At 58.2% G+C, this 18,593-nt stretch carries 16 protein-coding genes, 2 tRNA genes and 2 rRNA genes (1 of these 20 cut by a window edge); 9 read left to right on the top strand and 11 right to left on the bottom strand.

Annotated elements, in window-relative coordinates; all coding sequences use genetic code 11:
• A 23S ribosomal RNA gene (locus BLT85_RS12185) occupies positions 1–2,046 on the top strand; it begins 844 nt to the left of the window's first position.
• Between the two features lie 143 nt (positions 2,047–2,189).
• A 5S ribosomal RNA gene (gene rrf / locus BLT85_RS12180) occupies positions 2,190–2,305 on the top strand.
• Between the two features lie 217 nt (positions 2,306–2,522).
• Here the strand turns inward: rrf and BLT85_RS12175 are convergent.
• Positions 2,523–4,187: a long-chain-fatty-acid--CoA ligase gene (locus tag BLT85_RS12175; protein ID WP_093395150.1), complete on the bottom strand. Its 1,665-nt coding sequence runs from the start codon at positions 4,185–4,187 to the stop codon at positions 2,523–2,525.
• Between the two features lie 239 nt (positions 4,188–4,426).
• Here BLT85_RS12175 and BLT85_RS12170 point away from each other — a divergent pair, with 239 nt between their 5' ends.
• From BLT85_RS12170 to BLT85_RS12145, 6 genes are all read left to right on the top strand, one after another.
• Complete coding sequence (locus BLT85_RS12170) at positions 4,427–5,971, top strand: 2-isopropylmalate synthase (protein ID WP_093395147.1); 1,545 nt, start codon at positions 4,427–4,429, stop codon at positions 5,969–5,971.
• Positions 5,972–6,138: 167 nt separating this feature from the next.
• Positions 6,139–6,765 (top strand): energy transducer TonB, encoded by a 627-nt coding sequence (locus tag BLT85_RS12165; protein ID WP_157718177.1) that lies wholly within the window; start codon positions 6,139–6,141, stop codon positions 6,763–6,765.
• Positions 6,762–7,214, top strand: coding sequence for a ribosomal protein S18-alanine N-acetyltransferase (gene rimI, locus BLT85_RS12160; RefSeq protein ID WP_093395141.1), 453 nt, complete (start codon positions 6,762–6,764; stop codon positions 7,212–7,214). Before BLT85_RS12165 ends, rimI begins: the two co-directional genes overlap by 4 nt.
• A gap of 68 nt (positions 7,215–7,282) precedes the next feature.
• Positions 7,283–7,924 carry a carbonate dehydratase gene (gene can / locus BLT85_RS12155; protein WP_093395138.1) on the top strand — a complete coding sequence of 214 codons (642 nt, stop codon included), beginning with the start codon at positions 7,283–7,285 and terminating at the stop codon, positions 7,922–7,924.
• Complete coding sequence (locus BLT85_RS12150; RefSeq protein ID WP_093395136.1) at positions 7,921–8,811, top strand: DMT family transporter; 891 nt, start codon at positions 7,921–7,923, stop codon at positions 8,809–8,811. The genes can and BLT85_RS12150 overlap by 4 nt, the downstream gene beginning before the upstream one ends.
• Entirely contained in the window at positions 8,808–9,803 is a 996-nt protein-coding gene (locus BLT85_RS12145; protein ID WP_093395134.1) for an isocitrate/isopropylmalate dehydrogenase family protein, read from the top strand. The genes BLT85_RS12150 and BLT85_RS12145 overlap by 4 nt, the downstream gene beginning before the upstream one ends.
• Before the next feature lie 68 nt (positions 9,804–9,871).
• Here the strand turns inward: BLT85_RS12145 and BLT85_RS12140 are convergent.
• Positions 9,872–9,948: transfer RNA gene (locus tag BLT85_RS12140), tRNA-Met, on the bottom strand.
• 106 nt (positions 9,949–10,054) lie between these two features.
• Positions 10,055–11,179, bottom strand: coding sequence for a mechanosensitive ion channel family protein (locus BLT85_RS12135; protein WP_093395132.1), 1,125 nt, complete (start codon positions 11,177–11,179; stop codon positions 10,055–10,057).
• Between the two features lie 181 nt (positions 11,180–11,360).
• Between BLT85_RS12135 and BLT85_RS12130 the strand changes: the two genes are divergently transcribed.
• Entirely contained in the window at positions 11,361–11,573 is a 213-nt protein-coding gene (locus BLT85_RS12130; RefSeq protein WP_093395130.1) for a hypervirulence associated TUDOR domain-containing protein, read from the top strand.
• A 55-nt stretch (positions 11,574–11,628) separates the two neighbouring features.
• Here the strand turns inward: BLT85_RS12130 and ychF are convergent, their stop codons facing one another.
• The 8 genes from ychF to BLT85_RS12090 form a co-directional block, all read right to left on the bottom strand.
• Positions 11,629–12,729: a redox-regulated ATPase YchF gene (gene ychF / locus BLT85_RS12125; protein WP_093395128.1), complete on the bottom strand. Its 1,101-nt coding sequence runs from the start codon at positions 12,727–12,729 to the stop codon at positions 11,629–11,631.
• A 40-nt stretch (positions 12,730–12,769) separates the two neighbouring features.
• Positions 12,770–13,357, bottom strand: a complete 588-nt coding sequence (gene pth, locus BLT85_RS12120) for an aminoacyl-tRNA hydrolase (RefSeq protein WP_231701475.1) — start codon at positions 13,355–13,357, stop codon at positions 12,770–12,772.
• A gap of 31 nt (positions 13,358–13,388) precedes the next feature.
• A complete protein-coding gene (locus BLT85_RS12115) occupies positions 13,389–14,027 on the bottom strand; it encodes a 50S ribosomal protein L25/general stress protein Ctc (protein ID WP_093395126.1) in 639 nt (212 codons plus the stop codon).
• 99 nt (positions 14,028–14,126) lie between these two features.
• Complete coding sequence (locus BLT85_RS12110; protein WP_093395123.1) at positions 14,127–15,068, bottom strand: ribose-phosphate pyrophosphokinase; 942 nt, start codon at positions 15,066–15,068, stop codon at positions 14,127–14,129.
• Between the two features lie 114 nt (positions 15,069–15,182).
• Positions 15,183–15,257: transfer RNA gene (locus tag BLT85_RS12105), tRNA-Gln, on the bottom strand.
• A 33-nt stretch (positions 15,258–15,290) separates the two neighbouring features.
• On the bottom strand, positions 15,291–16,130 hold the full coding sequence (gene ispE / locus BLT85_RS12100; RefSeq protein WP_093395120.1) for a 4-(cytidine 5'-diphospho)-2-C-methyl-D-erythritol kinase: 840 nt from the start codon (positions 16,128–16,130) through the stop codon (positions 15,291–15,293).
• Positions 16,131–16,138: 8 nt separating this feature from the next.
• Positions 16,139–16,756, bottom strand: coding sequence for a lipoprotein insertase outer membrane protein LolB (gene lolB, locus BLT85_RS12095; RefSeq protein WP_093395117.1), 618 nt, complete (start codon positions 16,754–16,756; stop codon positions 16,139–16,141).
• Between the two features lies 1 nt (position 16,757).
• Complete coding sequence (locus tag BLT85_RS12090) at positions 16,758–18,503, bottom strand: tetratricopeptide repeat protein (RefSeq protein ID WP_231701474.1); 1,746 nt, start codon at positions 18,501–18,503, stop codon at positions 16,758–16,760.
• Between the last annotated feature and the right edge of the window lie 90 nt (positions 18,504–18,593).

The following is an 18,593-nucleotide window of genomic DNA, read 5'->3' as shown; positions in this document are numbered from 1 at the left end:
GGGGTAGAGCACTGTTTCGGCTAGGGGGTCATCCCGACTTACCAAACCGATGCAAACTCCGAATACCAGTGAGTGTCAGCACGGGAGACACACGGCGGGTGCTAACGTCCGTCGTGAAAAGGGAAACAACCCAGACCGTCAGCTAAGGTCCCAAAGTTATGGTTAAGTGGGAAACGATGTGGGAAGGCTTAGACAGCTAGGAGGTTGGCTTAGAAGCAGCCATCCTTTAAAGAAAGCGTAATAGCTCACTAGTCGAGTCGGCCTGCGCGGAAGATGTAACGGGGCTCAAACCATACACCGAAGCTACGGGTTCATCTTAGGATGAGCGGTAGAGGAGCGTTCTGTAAGCCTGTGAAGGTCAATTGAGAAGTTGGCTGGAGGTATCAGAAGTGCGAATGCTGACATGAGTAACGACAATGGGAGTGAAAAACTCCCACGCCGGAAGACCAAGGGTTCCTGCGCAACGTTAATCGACGCAGGGTGAGTCGATCCCTAAGGCGAGGCCGACAGGCGTAGTCGATGGGAAACGGGTTAATATTCCCGTACTTCTAGTTACTGCGATGGGGGGACGGAGAAGGCTAGGCCAGCAAGGCGTTGGTTGTCCTTGTTTAAGGCGGTAGGCTGGGATCTTAGGTAAATCCGGGATCCTAAGGCCGAGAACCGATGACGAGCTTTCTTTTAGAAAGCGAAGTGGTTGATGCCATGCTTCCAGGAAAAGCCTCTAAGCTTCAGGTAACTAGGAATCGTACCCCAAACCGACACAGGTGGTCAGGTAGAGAATACCAAGGCGCTTGAGAGAACTCGGGTGAAGGAACTAGGCAAAATGGCACCGTAACTTCGGGAGAAGGTGCGCCGGTGAGGGTGAAGGACTTGCTCCGTAAGCTCATGCCGGTCGAAGATACCAGGCCGCTGCAACTGTTTATTAAAAACACAGCACTCTGCAAACACGAAAGTGGACGTATAGGGTGTGACGCCTGCCCGGTGCCGGAAGGTTAATTGATGGGGTTAGCTTCGGCGAAGCTCTTGATCGAAGCCCCGGTAAACGGCGGCCGTAACTATAACGGTCCTAAGGTAGCGAAATTCCTTGTCGGGTAAGTTCCGACCTGCACGAATGGCGTAATGATGGCGGCGCTGTCTCCACCCGAGACTCAGTGAAATTGAAATCGCTGTGAAGATGCAGTGTATCCGCGGCTAGACGGAAAGACCCCGTGAACCTTTACTATAGCTTTGCACTGGACTTTGAATTTGCTTGTGTAGGATAGGTGGGAGGCTTTGAAGCGTGGACGCTAGTTCGCGTGGAGCCAACCTTGAAATACCACCCTGGCAACTTTGAGGTTCTAACTCTGGTCCGTTATCCGGATCGAGGACAGTGTATGGTGGGTAGTTTGACTGGGGCGGTCTCCTCCCAAAGAGTAACGGAGGAGTACGAAGGTGCGCTCAGCACGGTCGGAAATCGTGCGTAGAGTATAAAGGCAAAAGCGCGCTTGACTGCGAGTCCAACACGACGAGCAGGTACGAAAGTAGGTCTTAGTGATCCGGTGGTTCTGTATGGAAGGGCCATCGCTCAACGGATAAAAGGTACTCCGGGGATAACAGGCTGATACCGCCCAAGAGTTCATATCGACGGCGGTGTTTGGCACCTCGATGTCGGCTCATCACATCCTGGGGCTGAAGCCGGTCCCAAGGGTATGGCTGTTCGCCATTTAAAGTGGTACGCGAGCTGGGTTTAGAACGTCGTGAGACAGTTCGGTCCCTATCTGCCGTGGACGTTTGAGATTTGAGAGGGGCTGCTCCTAGTACGAGAGGACCGGAGTGGACGAACCCCTGGTGTTCCGGTTGTCACGCCAGTGGCATTGCCGGGTAGCTACGTTCGGAAAAGATAACCGCTGAAAGCATCTAAGCGGGAAACTTGCCTCAAGATGAGATCTCACCGGGAGCTTGACTCCCCTAAAGGGCCGTCGAAGACTACGACGTTGATAGGCTGGGTGTGTAAGCGTTGCAAGGCGTTGAGCTAACCAGTACTAATTGCCCGTGTGGCTTGACCATATAACACCCAAGCAATCTGGTGTTAACGATCAAGACAGATGAACGACAAGCTGGAACTGTACGAGATTACAAGATCCGTCTTCCTTCTATCACCAACCCAAGCTTTTAGCTGCTCGGACTCAAAACCGGTCAGCAACAAATTGCTTGACGACCATAGAGCATTGGAACCACCTGATCCCATCCCGAACTCAGAAGTGAAACGATGCATCGCCGATGGTAGTGTGGGGTTTCCCCATGTGAGAGTAGGTCATCGTCAAGCGCCTATACCGAACGCCCTGATCCCACAAGGATCGGGGCGTTCTTATGTGCGCGTAAAAAGTCTGGTTGCCCGCGGTTTGCATCCTCAACGGTTTGGCTAGTTTCAGTTCGTCTCGGCAAAGCGCCTTCGGTGTTCAATCCGTACGCTGCAAGCTGAAAAAGAAACCGGCCCTTAGGCCGGTTAGGACTGCTTCAGAAGCGAGTGTAAGGTCGCCTCGCTACTGCGCTGACTTCTTCCATTCCTCCTCCTGCAAGAGTCGCCACATGATCTTTCCAGTGGGCGACTTGGGTATGCTGTCAGTAAATTCTACTGTTACTGGACACTTGTACGCTGCCATGTTCTCCTGACACCAGGCGATGATGTCCTTGTCGGTCGTATGTTCCTTCCCTGTTGCCAATACAACGAACGCCTTCACCGTCTCGCCGCGACGTGGATGCGGCGTCGATACCACGCACACCTCGCGAATGGCTGGGTGGGAATACATCAACGATTCGACCTCGGCCGGCCACACTTTGTACCCTGATGCATTGATCATGCGTTTGACACGATCGACCAGGAAGAAGTAGCCCTCTTCATCGTAGTAGCCCAAGTCGCCGGAGCGAAAAAATCGATGTCCGTCGAGTTCCAAGAATGCTTCTTCGGTGGCCTCGGGTCTCTTCCAGTAGCCTTGGAAGATCTGCTCACCACGCATAATGATCTCTCCGGTCACTCCTGGGCCGACTTCCTCCAACGTATCGACATTGATTACTCGCGAGTCGACGCCGATCAGGGGGATACCCAAACACTGCGGCTTGCACGCCTGGGGCGGGTTGACGTGGGTGGGTGCGATCGTCTCGGATAGACCATAGCCTTCCATGTAGGTCAGACCGGTTTTGTCGTGCAGCTTGCCTGCAACCGCGGCCGGCATGGCGGCGCCGCCACCGCCAATGCTTCTCAAGCAGCTGATGTCATAACTGTCGATGTCCGGGTCAGACAGCATGTCTACGACCATCGTGGAGATGTTTCGCCACGTATTCACCTTATAGCGCTGAATCAACTCGGCGGCTACCTTCCGGTCCCAGCGGGTCATGACCACTAGCGTGCCGCCGACATACAACGTGCTATTCATGCACGACTGCATCCCGGTGACGTGAAACATCGGCACTGATACGAGATGAACGATGTCATGCTGCGCATTGGTCCAAACCGCCCCGTACACCGTCGTTGCCAGCACGCTATGGTGCGTATGTACGCATCCTTTCGGATTGCCTGTAGTTCCGGAGCTATACGGGATGACGCATAGGTCCGCCGGGCCGGTGGTAAGCGCAGGCGGCTGCTTGTTCGCATTGACCACTTCGTGCCACAAGGTGACGCCACCGATCGAATGGTCTCGAGCAGGCTCCGCTACGGTTTCAGGCAAGGAGAGGTCGGTATGCTCGGTAACATAATCGGCGTAAGCGGTAACCACTATCTCCTCGAGCAATCCTTCGCCTAAGTGGGGGCTGACATTCTCAAGCAATTCCTGCGCGCAAAGACAAACCTTGGCTTCGGTATCCTCTATCAGATACTTGAGTTCTGCCGCTCGGTTCATGGGGTTTACTGGAACCACCACGGCATTGGCACGCAGAATCGCGAAATAGCCGATGATGTATTGAGGGCTGTTCTGCATGTACAAAAGGACGCGGTCGCCTTTGGCTACGCCCGCTTCCGCCAGATGCCCGGCGATTGCCTCGGCTTCCTGTTGGAGTCTGCGGTACGAAACCGGCGTGCCGTAGTAGAGGATGGCAGGGTGCTCTGGATACCGCAGCGCGCAAACCGTAATGTTATGAAACAGGCTGGTGGCCGGCAGCTCTAACTGTTTCGGCACTTGCGGCGGCCAGACCTGGTAGTGGCGGTCGAACATGGAGGTACCTGCATTGTTGTTATTGAAAGCGAGCCAAGGTGCCCGCAGCACTATTTGACAGCTTAGACGTGCCGCAGGCGAAATGGGAACGCTCAGTCAGGTTCGTGTTGATCGTCCATAAACGGGCCAATGGTCCGTTGTTGCGGAGTCGTCTGGCCCGGCAGCGGTCACTCGGCTCGTATGGATCGGTTATAGTAACGTGATCGTTTTTCCGTATCGGCTCGCTGGAGTTTGCTGCCATGAATCAGGACCGCGTTTTCATATTCGACACCACCTTGCGTGATGGAGAACAAAGTCCAGGCGCTTCGATGACCGGCGAAGAAAAGCTGCGCATTGCCAAAGCATTGGAAAAGCTTGGCGTGGACGTGATCGAGGCGGGGTTCGCTATTGCCAGTCCGGGTGACTTCGCCGCGGTCAAGGCAATTGCCGATAGCGTGACCGAGAGCACCGTGTGTAGTCTGTCTCGCGCAGTGGAAGCGGATATCGAACGCGCCGCCGAGGCGCTGGCAGGCGCCAACTCAGGCCGTATTCACACCTTCATCGCTACCAGCCCGATACATATGCAATACAAGCTGCGGTTGGCACCGGAGCAGGTTATTGAACAAGCGGTGCGAGCGGTGCGGCATGCCAGGAATCTCTGCGCGGACGTCGAGTTTTCCTGTGAGGATGCGGGTCGCTCCGACATCGATTTCCTCTGCCGGATCATCGAAGCGGCGATCGACGCCGGGGCTCGAACCATCAATATCCCGGATACCGTAGGTTATGCCATTCCGCACCAGTTCGCCGAGACCATCGGCGAGGTGATCCGGCGGGTTCCGAATGCCGACAAAGCTATTTTCTCGGTGCACTGCCATAACGATCTCGGGCTGGCGGTAGCCAATTCTCTTGCTGCAGTCACCGCCGGAGCGCGGCAGGTCGAATGCACGATCAACGGCCTCGGCGAGCGGGCCGGCAACGCGGCGCTTGAGGAGATCGTCATGGCGATCAAGACTCGCCAGGACGTGCTTGGCGTGCATACGAACATCGTCACCGAGCAGATCGTTAGTACGTCGAAGTTGGTATCGACCATCACCGGCTTCCCGGTGCAGCCGAACAAGGCCATCGTCGGGGCAAATGCCTTTGCGCATGAGTCCGGCATTCACCAGGACGGTGTGCTCAAACATCGCGAAACCTACGAAATCATGAGCGCTCAGTCGGTGGGCTGGCACACGAGTCGCTTATCGCTGGGTAAATTGTCGGGGCGCAACGCCTTCAGGACCCGGCTCGAAGAACTGGGCATCCAACTGTCGGGCGAGTCGGAGCTCAACGCGGCTTTCGCCCGCTTCAAGGAGCTGGCCGACAAGAAACATGAGATCTTCGACGAAGATCTTCAGGCGCTTGTGTCGGACACGCTCAGTGACGTTGTAGAACGAGTGAAGTTGGTCTATCTCGACGTGGCGTCTCGCACTGGCGAAACGCCGCGCGCCCGAGTTGCGCTGAGCGTTGATGGTCAGGCGCGTAGTGCCACGGCTGATGGCTCCGGGCCGGTCGATGCAGCGTTCCGTGCGATCGAGCAGATCATCAGTTCTCATGCCTCGTTGCAACTGTATTCCGTAAATGCGATCACCCAGAGCACCGATTCGCAAGGAGAGGTAACCGTGCGCCTCGAGAAGGCCGGCCGGATCGTCAACGGTAATGGTGCCGATACCGACATCGTGGTGGCGTCCGCAAAAGCCTATATCAACGCATTGAATCTCATGCAGAGCGGTGTGCAGCGTGCTCACCCGCAAACGGAAGGCGTTTGATGCACGAAAACACGCGACTCGCATACCTGAATGCGTTGGGTGTTATCAGTTGGGTGCCGAGAGAGCAGTCGTCTGATTCACCAACCCTTCCCGTACAAGCTTCAGCGCAACCAGAGGGCGGCCAAGGTCTGGCGGACATTTCCGCTATCGGCCAGTCGACTGAGCCCATGCCTGCTGATGCTGGGCCACACGAGCAACCGGACCAGACGAGCGAGCCTGCCCCGCCTGCTGCTTCTGCCTCGCTTGCGGAAACCGCAGAAAAGCCAGCTACGGAAATGGAGGCGGTGACCAAGGCTCAGCCGAGCTCACCCGCGTTGGCGCCTTTCTATCTGCAGCTCTGGCTGGCCGGGCCTTGTGCTTTGCTTCTGGAAGTCAGCGAACCGGGCCTGGAGAAAGCCACTGCACCCTATCGACTGCTCGCCGACATACTCCGCGCAGCCGGACTGCCTGATCGGCCCGCGTTGTTTGCCGATTTTCAGTGGCCGCTGACACGCAACCCCCAGTTTGATCGCAGCGCGGAAGCAGCCAGCCAGGCGCTGATTGCGTTCGTTCAGGCGCGACTGGAAGATCAATCTGTCGTATCGATCGGGTGCTTCGGTGAGCGTTGCGCATTGCTTGCTGACGCGGATGCCAGTACCCCGGAGCGGTTGTTTGGACGCGAGGAAGCGCTGGATGGGCTGGCTCCTGCCTGGTTTGCCGCCGGGCTCGAGCAGTTACCGAGTGTTCCGTCCGAGAAGATAAAATTGTGGAAACTATTGAAGCGGGTGATGCCGAGGTGGAAGGAGCGGGAATGAACGGGCTGCATTTTCGGCCAATGCTGGAAAGCGATGTGGATGCGGTGCTACACGTCGAGTACTCCGCGTTCAGCCATCCATGGACGCGTGGGATTTTTCTTGACTGCATTCGTTCAGGTTACGAATGCTGGCTGATGTTTTTAGGTAATCAGCAGATCGGTCATGGTGTACTGACAGCGGCAGCTGGTGAATCTCATCTCTTGAATATCACCGTGAAGCCAGAGAACCAGGGCAACGGACTTGGCGGCAGACTCCTGGCTCACCTGATTGAGCGAGCCAGGCAGCGCGAGGCAGAAGTGACCTTTCTCGAGGTGCGCGAATCGAATGAGGCAGCCAACCATCTTTACGAGCGGTTCGGTTTCAACGAAATCGGCCGCAGAAAGAACTACTACCCTGCAGTTGGCGGCCGTGAAGACGCGCTGGTGATGGCCTATTCACTGCTCGACTGACGTGACGCGGGCTTGAAGCAGCACGTCTGAAACGGCAACAACAAAACGGCTAGACAAGAGTACAGAAGATGTCCGATTTGAAGCACCTGTTCGCCAACAACCGTGAGTGGGCCGAGTCCATCAAGCAGGACGACCCCGAGTTTTTCTCCAAGCTCGCAAAGCAGCAATCACCTGAATATCTTTGGATCGGTTGTGCCGACTCACGTGTTCCTGCCAATGAGATCGTTGGTTTGATGCCGGGTGAGTTATTCGTGCATCGCAATGTCGCGAACGTGGTGCTGCACACTGATCTCAACTGTCTGTCCGTAATGCAGTTCGCCGTCGATGTGCTCAAGGTTAAACACATCATAGTGACCGGCCACTATGGTTGCGGTGGCGTGCGTGCCGCGATGCGTAACGAACAGCTGGGGTTGAGTGATGGCTGGCTGCGTACCATACGCGACCTGTATTACCATCAGCGCGAGCGGCTCCGGTTGATCGAAGATGAGGAGACGCGCCTCGACCGGATGTGTGAGATCAACGTCATGCGCCAGGTCGCCAACGTCAGCCACACCAGCATCGTTCAAAACGCCTGGCACCGCGCCCAGCCGCTATCCGTGCATGGGTTCATCTACGGCATCAAGGACGGCTTTCTCAAGGATCTGGATGTGACCGTATCAGACGCCACGCAGATTCCCGAGCAGTACCGGCTAGGTCCGCCTGGCGCATGACCTCCAGACAGCTGGCGATGGCGGGGCTGGTGATTTGTACCCTCGCCTGGGCCGGCAATGCGCTGGTGGCACGTGCCACGGCAGGACTACTGCCGCCGATCAGCTTATCGTTCTGGCGCTGGACCACAGCGCTGCTGCTTCTGCTGCCGTTCACGTTGCGGGCGCTCTGGTTCCATCGCCAGGTTCTCTTTAGCCGGTGGTTTCGCGTGGCAGTGCTGGCGGCGCTGAGCATCTCGTCCTATAACACGCTTTTATATCTGGCGGCGCAAAGCACCACGGCCATCAACATCACTCTGGTCAACACGGGCTTGCCGGTCGCCGCGTTCATCTGGTCCATCGTACTGCTGCGCCAATGGCCGACGGCGATGACGTTGCTCGGCGCGGTACTGTCGTTCCTCGGCTTGCTGGTGATTCTTACGCTCGGTGAGCCGGCGCGGCTACTGACACTCACGTTCAACCGTGGTGACCTGATCATGGTGGTCGCGGTGCTTGCCTGGGGCTTGTATTCGGTGCTGCTGCGTAAGTGGATATTGCCGGTCCCGGGAGTGGTGCAGCTCTCGGCGATGCTGTTGTTCGGGGTGCCGCTGCTGCTGCCGTTCTATCTATGGGAGCTGAAGCAGACTGGCGGGATGCCCTTGTCAACGGAAGCCTTCCTGGCAGTGGGCTACACCGCCATATTCGCCTCGTTGGTGGCTTACCTGGCCTGGAACAATGGCGTCAAGGTACTGGGCCCGGCGACTGCCTCGTTATTCAGTTATCTCATGCCAGTCTTCGCTGCGCTGCTGAGCGTTGCGCTCCTGGGTGAAACCTTGCATTGGTACCATCTGGCTGGAGGTGCGCTGACCTTCCTCGGGCTTTTGCTGGCGACCTGGGAAACTCGCCCGTGAAGAAGCTATGCGTCATACCCGGAGACGGTATAGGCCGGGAGGTCGTCCCGGTGGCTGCTGCAGTGCTAGAGAAGCTGTTGCCGGACCTCGAAGTCGTCGAGGCGGAAGCCGGCTGGGATTGTTTCACCAGGCACGGCAGCGCAGTTCCTGAACGCACGCTTGAGTCGCTGCTGGAGTGTGGAGCGGGCCTGTTCGGAGCTGTTTCGTCGCCGGCAGGACGTGTTGAGGGCTACCGCAGTGCAATCCTCACGCTGCGGCAAAAGGCGGGGCTCTACGTGAATGTTCGACCGGTGCGCAGCTGGCCGCAGGTCTCGCCGCGACCGGATGTCGATCTGGTGGTGGTTCGCGAAAACAGTGAAGGTCTTTATGTAGGGATAGAACGACTGGACGCGACGGGTATCGCTATTGCCGAATGTCACGTCAGCCGGGCCGCTTCGGAGCGACTGGCGGCAAAGGCGAGGGCGATTGCCGAACTCCGGCAGAGCAGGCGTATCACCATCGTACACAAGGCCAATGTGTTGCCCCTCACCGGCGGGCTGTTCCGTGACAGCGTGCGGGACGTGCTTATCAATTCGGGATTCGGTGCGCTGGTGGATGAACGGCTGGTTGACGTCGCTGCGCTTGATCTGGTGGCAGGACCGGAGCGCTTCGACGTGATCGTTACCAGTAACCTGTTCGGCGACATTCTTTCGGACCTTGCGAGTCATTGGTGTGGCGGACTGGGCATGGCGCCCTCGCTCAACTGGGGCGACGGCGTGGCCCTCGCCGAACCGGTTCATGGTAGCGCGCCGGATATAGCCGGAACAGGACAGGCCAACCCGATCGCTGCGATTCTCAGCGTAGCGCTGCTATTGCGTTATCACTGGCGCAAGCCTGAACTGGCGGAACGCGTGGAGCGGGCGGTAGAGGCGGTGCTAAGCGAGCTGCCATTGGATGGTCTCGGTTCCAGAACCACCACGGAGCTGGAAAGGGCGATTCTGGAACACCTCTGAGAGATCACGCAGGCAGAGCAGACAGGCAATAAAAAAGGGCCTGGCCGAAGCCAAGCCCTTGAAAAGGTTGGTGGCTACACCTGGACTTGAACCAGGGACCCCAGCATTATGAATGCTGTGCTCTAACCAACTGAGCTATGTAGCCATCCGAGGCGCGCATTATTCAGTCGTGCGGCGTTATTGTCAAGCGTTCTGATTCGATTTTTTCCCCGCTTATTCAACCGCTTACTGCCTTGTTGCGCCACGGCCATTCAGTCGCCGGCAGACTGCTGGTTCGCCGCTGATTTCCCCTGTGGAACACCTGCAACGCTGATTTCAGGCAACTTCCCGCCAACGAACTCAACGCTGCGAGTAGGAAAGGCAAAGCCAACGCCGAGGTCTCTACAGCCTTGCAGCAAGCCCAGGTTGATCTCCTGCTGAATGTCCATGTAGCGGTTGTAGTCCGACGATTGGACAATGTGTACGACCTCGAAGGTGAGCTGGCTGTCGTCGAAAGATACGAAATGCGCGCGATCGAACCTCGTATCGGGTACAGCGTCGACGACGTTTCTCACCATGGTTGCGACTTCGCGAACCTTTTCTGTCGGGGTGCTATACATGATCCCGAACTTGAAAACGATCCGGCGCGTGTTCATCCGCTTGTAATTGTGCAAGATCTTAGACAATAGATCCGCGTTCGCGCAGACGATCTGCTCGCCGCTCAAGGCACGGATCCTGGTCGTCTTCAGGCCTATGTGCTCGATGTTTCCGGCTACCTCGCCAAATACCACGAAGTCGCCTATCTCGAATGGTTTGTCGATACCGATTGCCAGGGAGGCGAACACATCGCTCAGGAGCGTCTGCAGCGCCAGGGCTATGGCAATACCGCCGACACCCAGGCTGGCCACCATGGCCGTAATGTCCACTCCCAGGTTGGCCAGGATGGAAAGCAGCATCATGGTCCACACCACCAGGCGGATCATGATACCGATGACGGTGGTGGTCACCGGGTTTCGCTTCTTGCCGTCGCGGGTGAGACTGTCCATCCAAAGGCGGGCTGCGGTGTCCAGCCAGAGGGCAATCTGGAAGGCTAGCGCGATGAACCAGCCATGGGACAGAAATCGCTCCCAATCCGACGCCACGTCCACGATGCGCAGGGCTAGGAGAAGCGAGAAGGCAAACAGCAATACGCGACTGGTGTGCCGGAGCATTTCCGACAGAATAATGAGGAAAGCGGTATGCGACTTGTCCGCCTTCGCTGCCAGACGTTTGCTGACTATTTTCAGTATCGCACGCAGTACCCAGTAACCGACCAGAGTCACTGCCAGCAATATGCCGAGGTTGATCCAGATCGAATCCTGCTGGAGGAATTCCCAATCCGTTCGCCACCAATCCATTCGCCACTGCTCCTGTTATCTCGCGATCGATGTCTTGCTGTGAAGGTACCAATTCGGTCATGTCCCGCGGCGATAGTTCCCGCCGCCGGCTGGCCAGGTACCGCGGGAAATAGGCTGTCGGGTCAACTTATCGGAGATAGTCGAGTCGAACTCGAAGTCGCAAACCCTGAGGAATACAGCCATGACGCAGAAACTGAAAGTAGGGGATCACGTTCGTTGGAACTCGGAGGCGGGGCATATCGAAGGGGAAGTAGTTCGAGTGCACACCAGCGATACAGAGTTCAAGGGACGTCACCGTCCTGCCAGTTCAGAGGAACCACAGTACGAGGTCAGGAGCGACAAAACCGGGGCGATCGCAATGCATCATGAGGACGCGTTGAACAAAACACGCTGAAAGCGGAATGGGGAGGGCTCTGGAAGTGCGGCCGGGCAGACGCCCGGCCCCGGTATCAGACGTTGAAGCGGAAGTGCATCACGTCGCCGTCCTTGACGATGTATTCCTTGCCTTCCAGACGCCATTTGCCTGCCTCCTTGGCACCGGCTTCGCCGCGGTACTGGATGAAGTCGTCATACGCGATGACTTCTGCGCGGATGAACCCCTTTTCAAAATCCGTGTGAATGACAGCGGCCGCCTGCGGCGCGGTCGCGCCGATCTTAACGGTCCATGCGCGGACTTCCTTCACACCAGCGGTGAAGTAGGTCTGCAGATTGAGTAGTTCGTAACCAGCGCGGATGACGCGGTTCAGACCGGGCTCTTCCAGTCCCAGCGATTCGAGAAACATGTCCTTCTCTTCGCCGTCGTCAAGCTCGGCGATCTCCGCCTCGATTTTGTTGCACACCGGGACGACTAGCGCGCCTTCTTCTTCAGCGATAGTCCGGACCACATCCAGATGTGGGTTGTTTTCGAACCCATCTTCGGCCACGTTGGCGATATACATCACCGGCTTGCTGGTCAGCAGATGAAAGCTGCGAACCATGCGCTTCTCTTCTTCGCTCATGCTCTTCATCAGGCTGCGTGCGGGCTTGCCCTCGCTGAAATGCGGGATGAGCTTTTCAAACAATGCTTTTTGCGCCAGAGCTTCTTTGTCGCCGCCCTTGGCATTGCGGGACACCCGTTGCAGCTGCTTTTCGCAGCTATCAAGGTCGGCGAAGATCAGTTCCAGGTCGATGATCTCGATATCGCGCTTGGGGTCGACACTGTTTGAGACGTGAATGACGTTCTCGTCTTCGAAGCAGCGGACCACATGGGCAATGGCATCGGTCTCGCGGATATTGGCCAGAAACTTGTTGCCAAGCCCTTCGCCTTTGGACGCACCCGCGACCAGGCCGGCAATATCGACGAACTCCATGGTGGTCGCGATGACCTTTTCCGGCTTGACGATTGCAGCCAGCGCATCCAGACGAGGATCCGGCATGGGGACCACACCGCTGTTCGGCTCGATCGTGCAGAAGGGGAAATTCTCGGCGCCGATGCCGGCTTTGGTGAGAGCGTTGAAGAGCGTCGATTTGCCTACGTTGGGAAGGCCGACGATTCCACAGTTAAATCCCATTTCGGTGTCCTCTGCTGCCGTGGATGACGGCGAAAATTGATCAGACCTTGAAGCTGTGAAGGGTCTGCATGACCCGAGTCCATTCGCCGGAGAGCATGGCGGGTATCTGCTGTACGGCTTCGTCGATACAGGCGTCCAGCGCTTCCTGCTCGGATTTTGGCGCGCGTCCGAGCACGAAGCCGGTCACCTGTGAGGCGTGGCCCGGATGGCCAATGCCCAGACGAAGGCGATGAAAAGTGTTCTGATTGCCCAGACTGGCGATGATGTCGCGCAGCCCGTTGTGTCCGCCGTGTCCACCCCCTTTCTTGCACTTGACCACGCCCGGAGGCAAGTCCAGTTCATCATGCGCAACCAGGATTTCTTCCGGAAGGATGCGGAAAAAGCCGGCTAGAGCAGCAACGGCCTGGCCGCTACGATTCATGAAAGTGGTGGGTATCAACAGGCGAACGTCCTGGCCGTCCAGAGTGAGGCGGGCGGTCAGGCCGAAATACTTGGCTTCCGGTCGAAGCGACACGTTGTGCCGATCCGCCAGTCGCTCAACAAAAAGGGCGCCAGCGTTGTGCCGGGTCAGTTCATATTCGGGCCCGGGGTTGCCGAGGCCGACGATCAACTTGATTCCCTGTGTCACAACGGGCGCCCCTTATGGGTCTCGGCGTGAATTACTCCGCCGATTCCTCACCTTCCGAAGATTCGGTGGTGTCGGTGTCGTCTGCTACGACGCGAGCCGGGTGTACGTTGGCAACCGGCAGGTCGTGGTCCGGACCTTGAGCCAGGCTCGGAATAGTGACGCCCTTGGGCAGCTTCAGGTCCGACAGGTGCACGATGTCGTTCAGGCCAACCTTGGCCATGTCGACTTCGATGAATTCCGGCAGGTCCTTGGGCAGGCAGGCGATTTCCACTTCGGTCATGGTGTGGGAAATGATGCCGCCGCCTTGCTTGACGCCAACGCAGATTTCCTGGTTCATGAAGTGCAACGGAACCTGAACGGTGACCTGATGGCCAGCAACCACGCGCAGGAAGTCGGCGTGCATGACGCGCGGCTTCGACGGATGACGCTGCAGGGCCTTGAGCAGGACGTCTTCTTTCTTGCCATCGACAGACAGGCTGATGATGTGAGAGTAGAAGGCTTCGTTTTCCAGCGCCTTGTTCAGTTCACGGGCTTCCAGGGACACGCTCTGGGGAGCCTTTTCGCCACCGTAAACGATAGCCGGAACCATATCTGCGTTACGACGCAGGCGGCGGCTCGCACCTTTCCCCAGGTCGTCACGCGCAATCGCAGTAAGAGTGAAGTCGACCATTGTAGTCTCCTTGCTAAACACCCGCCGAGCTTGCGACCAGCGTGGACGGATGAAGGGTGAAGCCCGCTCGTGCGGGCCGTTGATATCAGTGCCGTTCGGTTAGCGGAACATGGCGCTGATGGATTCTTCATTACTGATGCGGCGCATGGCTTCGGCAATGATCGGTGCCATATCCAGCTGACGTATGCGCTCGCAGTTTTCCGCAGCCGGCGACAGCGGGATGGTGTTGGTCACCACCAGCTGGTCGAGCGCGGAATTTGAAATATTTTCGATAGCCTTGCCCGACAGGATCGGATGCGTGCAGTAGGCGAATACCCTGGTAGCGCCATGATCTTTCAGCGCTTTTGCCGCGTGACACAGCGTGCCGGCGGTATCGACCATGTCGTCTACCAGGATGCAGTTGCGATTTTCGATATCGCCAATGATGTGCATCACTTCCGACTGGTTGGCCTTAGGCCGACGCTTGTCGATGATCGCCAGATCAACACCGAGTGCCTTGGCCACGGCGCGAGCGCGGACTACACCGCCGATGTCAGGGGAGACGATCATCAGATTGTCCAGGCGCTGGTCCTGGATGTCATCGATCAGCACCGGGGAGCCGTAGATATTGTCCACCGGGATATCGAAGAAGCCCTGGATCTGGTCGGCATGCAGGTCGACGGTCAGAACGCGATCCACGCCTACCACGTCGAGCATGTCGGCAACGACCTTGGCGCTGATCGGCACACGTGCCGAGCGCGGGCGACGATCCTGCCGGGCATAGCCGAAGTAGGGGATAACTGCGGTGATACGTGATGCTGACGAACGACGCAGGGCGTCGGCCATGACCACCAGTTCCATCAGGTTATCGTTGGTCGGCGCGCAGGTGGGCTGGATGATGAAGACATCCTTGCCGCGAACGTTCTCGTTGAGTTCGATCGCTACTTCGCCGTCGCTGAAGCGGCCGGCAGAGGCGTCACCAAGGGGGATGTGCAACTGACGCACGACGCGCCGTGCCAGATCGGGGTTTGCGTTCCCCGTGAAGACCATCATCTTGGACACGCTGCAATACCTTCTGGTAGTGGTCGATGCGATGAGCCGGATACGGACGTAGCAAAGCAATGCGCCGCGTCGGTCAAGCCGGGCTCAAGATGTAATGATTGCTACCGGAGAAAATGGCAGGGGCGGCTGGATTCGAACCAACGCATGCCAGGATCAAAACCTGGTGCCTTACCGCTTGGCGACGCCCCTGTAACTGTCCGGATGCTCGGTTGCATCCGCTTCTTACGCCGCTTTGTCTAACGCCAGGTGTAACGGTGATCTGTTACAACCCCTTGCGACAAAGGTTTGCAGTGTGGCTGGCAACCGGGCGCGAACTTTATCAGCTTCGCGTTCGTTTGGGAAGGCCCCAAACAAGCAACTGCCAGTCCCGGTCATCTTAGCCTCACAATATTTGTTTAGCAAGATCAACGTGTTACGTATTTCAGGGTAACGCGCTGTGACAACCGGCAAGCAGTCATTCCGACCACCGTGCTCACGGAAGGCCGCTAATGTAATGGGCGGTGTGTCACGCGTCAACCTTTGATCAGAAAAAATCTCCGCGGTACTGACGTGGCAGGGCGGGACAACCACGAGAAACCACGGTTCCTCCAGTTCGACCGGACTCAGCCGTTCGCCGACTCCTTCGGCCCAGGCAGCTCGCCCGCGGACAAAAACCGGTACGTCAGCGCCGAGTGTCAGGCCAAGCTCTGCCAGTTTGCCCAGCCCCGTGTCCGTGCCCCATAGCCGATCGAGACCGAGAAGGGCGGTAGCTGCGTCGGAGCTGCCGCCGCCTATGCCTCCGCCCATGGGTAAGCGCTTGTGAAGCGTGATGGTCGCGCCCAGATTCGTGCCGCTAGCTTCTTGCAGAAGGCGTGCGGCACGGACGATGAGATTGTCCTCAGTTGGCACGCCGGGCAGGTCGCCACACAGCTGGATCCGGCCATCGCTGCGAGGTACGAAATCCAGCGTATCGCCGTGATCGAGGAACTGGAAAAGCGTCTGCAGGATGTGGTAACCGTCCGGCCTGCGGCCGGTTATGTGCAGAAAGAGATTGAGTTTGGCCGGTGCGGGCAGGCTCAGCATTGGTTCGCTCACGGCTGCGCCTCGGGCTGCCAGTCGGTGACGACCAGGGTAAGCAGGATGTCGTGACCGGAGATCTGCAGCCGTTGCGGCAGTTCGACATCGCCTACCTGCTGATAACGGCTGTATTCCACAGTCCAGCCAGCCTGTGCGATGCGCGCGGCGCGGCTGTTGGCATCAAGCTGCAATCTGCTCGGCCGGTCCGGATCGGGCAGGCCACGTACCCACCAAAGTAGATGTTCAACCGGCAGTCGCCAGCCAATCTGCTGTTCGAGAAGCTCGCCAGCGGATTCGGCATGATAGGGCGGGCGTCCGGCCATTTCGAGAATCACGCCGCCAGGCGAACCCTGAATACGCGTGGCGCCGCGGCCGAGCGGACCGGAGAGGCGAATATCATAGAACCGGTGGTCTTGTTGCCACCAAAGTGTCCCGCTGCCAGACTCCTGTTCGGAGCGTAACCCCAGCTTGCCTTGTAGCGTCCAGCTCTGGATCGGCTCCACGCTCTGCCGGTGAGCGCGCCAGGCAGTCGGGTCGCCGCCGAACTTCAGCGTTTCGCGTTCATGGAAGCTGCTACACGCCGTCACCAGCATGGTCAACAACATGATCGGGACGAGATGTATACGACGCATATCAGCTTTGTTCCAGACGTTCGCGGGTGGTGCGGATCTGACTGTTATCGGCACCGTCCTGCATGGCTTCTTCCCATATTTGTACCGCCTCGCGCTGGCGGCCCTGTTGCCACAGCACTTCGCCCAGATGCGCGGCTACTTCCTGATCGGGCATGGCGCGATAAGCTTGCCGCAGAAAGGCTTCGGCGCGCTGCAGGTCGCCGCGACGGTAATGAACCCAGCCAAGGCTGTCGATGATCGCCGGGTCATCGGGGTTGAGCGAGTGAGCGCGTTCGATCAGCTGAAGCGCTTCGTCGAGACGCTCGTTGCGGTCCGCGAGGGTGTAACCCAATGCGTTGAGCGCCATGGCGTTGTCAGGTTCGCGAGCGATGATGGTGCGCAGATCCTCTTCGAAGCCGGCGTCGTCGCCAAGTTGCTCACGTAGCATGGCCCGGGTGTAAAGCAGATCAGTATTGTTCTCGAACTCGCCCAGCGCCTGGTTGATGCGTGGCAGTGCCAGCTGCAGATCGACGGCGCTGAGTGCCTCGATCTCCAGCAGGTAAAGTGGTAGCGCATGCTGGGGGTAGACGCTGCGATCGGCGGCCATTATTTCGCTCAGCTCCTCGACACGCTCTTGCCGGGCGAGCGTTTGCGCCAGCTGCAACCGCGAGGTGAGGAATTCGTTGCCCGGGCCCACGCTGCGCCATGCCTGAATGGCACGCTGTTCGTCGCCGATCGCCTGGTACGCCAGACCCAGATGGTACCGGGCCAACGTATTCCCTGGGCTGGCCTGATCGGCGCGCTCCAGATACCCAATGGCTGCCTTGGGATCGTCGTTTTCCAGATTGACCAGCCCCAGCGTGAGCAGCAGTTCTGCGTCGTCGGGGTTCTGCTGGACCAGTGCGGCGAATTGCGTAGCCGCAGCGTCCATGTTGTCTTCGGCGACCAGCAGACGCGCCATGAGCAGGCGCATGCGGGTATCGTCCGGAAATTTGCGCAACCCTTCCTGTAGTACCTCGATGGCCTGCTCGGTGCGGCCCTGGTCGGCCAGCAGGCGAGCCTGGAGCATCACTGTCGGTTGGCTCGCGACCTGGTCCGGGAGCGCATCGAGCAGCGCCAGCGCCTCTTCGTTACGTCCATCCTGTTGCATCAGCAAAGCGGAGGAGAAGGTGATCTGAGCGTTGTCAGGGTATTGCTGGCGCAAACCTTCGAGCGATTGCAGCATCGATTGGCGCGTCTGCGGGTCGGTTTGTGCAGCGGCAAGTGCGAGGAAGTCGAAGTTGGTCTCCCCGTGCAGGTTGAGGACGCGCTGCATGAACTGCATCGCCTGCCCATGTTCGCCAGCACGGGCCAGCTGCAGTGCTCCGGCTCGCAGGGCCTGCGGATCATTCGGGGCTACGTCTACCCAGAGTAACGCCATCTCCTTTGCCTGCTGATGCGCGCCAAGGAATTCGGCGACCTGCATCGCCCGGGCTATCACTCCAGCGTCGCGCGTGGTGCGCGCCTGCTCGAGATAATTCTCCAGGGCGATATCGAAGCGATTACGCTGTCCGGCGATCTCTGCCGCCAGCAATGAATACAGGCTGTCCGTGCTGAACTGACCGTATACGACTTCTTTGGGCTGTTCCGGCTCTGCCGGCGCCTCGACCACTGGTTCGGCGGGAGCAGGGGGCTGGCGGTCGGGGCCGAGGTGCGCGCAGCCGATCAGGCTGGCGAACAGCGCGGCGAGCAAGGTGACTTTCATGGGGGGCTTGAGCGATTGGTTCATGCGTACCCGGTCGATATCTGACGGACAATGATGATGACACAGGATGTGTCGCAAACCCACCGGCCGCAAGCGGGGAATTGATCGGTATCG

The sequence above is a fragment of the Halopseudomonas xinjiangensis genome, from assembly GCF_900104945.1.
Classification (GTDB): domain Bacteria; phylum Pseudomonadota; class Gammaproteobacteria; order Pseudomonadales; family Pseudomonadaceae; genus Halopseudomonas; species Halopseudomonas xinjiangensis.
The sequence above is the reverse complement of the archived record's forward strand: the minus strand, read 5'-3'. Positions and strand labels throughout refer to the sequence as shown.

Bases quoted from the DNA above. Each gene is read 5' to 3' on its own strand.
- BLT85_RS12175 (WP_093395150.1), bottom strand. From the start codon at position 4,187: ATGTTCGACCGCCACTACCAGGTCTGGCCGCCGCAAGTGCCGAAACAG.
- BLT85_RS12170 (WP_093395147.1), top strand. From the start codon at position 4,427: ATGAATCAGGACCGCGTTTTCATATTCGACACCACCTTGCGTGATGGA.
- BLT85_RS12165 (WP_157718177.1), top strand. From the start codon at position 6,139: ATGCCTGCTGATGCTGGGCCACACGAGCAACCGGACCAGACGAGCGAG.
- rimI (WP_093395141.1), top strand. From the start codon at position 6,762: ATGAACGGGCTGCATTTTCGGCCAATGCTGGAAAGCGATGTGGATGCG.
- can (WP_093395138.1), top strand. From the start codon at position 7,283: ATGTCCGATTTGAAGCACCTGTTCGCCAACAACCGTGAGTGGGCCGAG.
- BLT85_RS12150 (WP_093395136.1), top strand. From the start codon at position 7,921: ATGACCTCCAGACAGCTGGCGATGGCGGGGCTGGTGATTTGTACCCTC.
- BLT85_RS12135 (WP_093395132.1), bottom strand. From the start codon at position 11,179: ATGGATTGGTGGCGAACGGATTGGGAATTCCTCCAGCAGGATTCGATC.
- BLT85_RS12130 (WP_093395130.1), top strand. From the start codon at position 11,361: ATGACGCAGAAACTGAAAGTAGGGGATCACGTTCGTTGGAACTCGGAG.
- ychF (WP_093395128.1), bottom strand. From the start codon at position 12,729: ATGGGATTTAACTGTGGAATCGTCGGCCTTCCCAACGTAGGCAAATCG.
- BLT85_RS12115 (WP_093395126.1), bottom strand. From the start codon at position 14,027: ATGGTCGACTTCACTCTTACTGCGATTGCGCGTGACGACCTGGGGAAA.
- ispE (WP_093395120.1), bottom strand. From the start codon at position 16,130: ATGCTGAGCCTGCCCGCACCGGCCAAACTCAATCTCTTTCTGCACATA.
- lolB (WP_093395117.1), bottom strand. From the start codon at position 16,756: ATGCGTCGTATACATCTCGTCCCGATCATGTTGTTGACCATGCTGGTG.
- BLT85_RS12090 (WP_231701474.1), bottom strand. From the start codon at position 18,503: ATGAACCAATCGCTCAAGCCCCCCATGAAAGTCACCTTGCTCGCCGCG.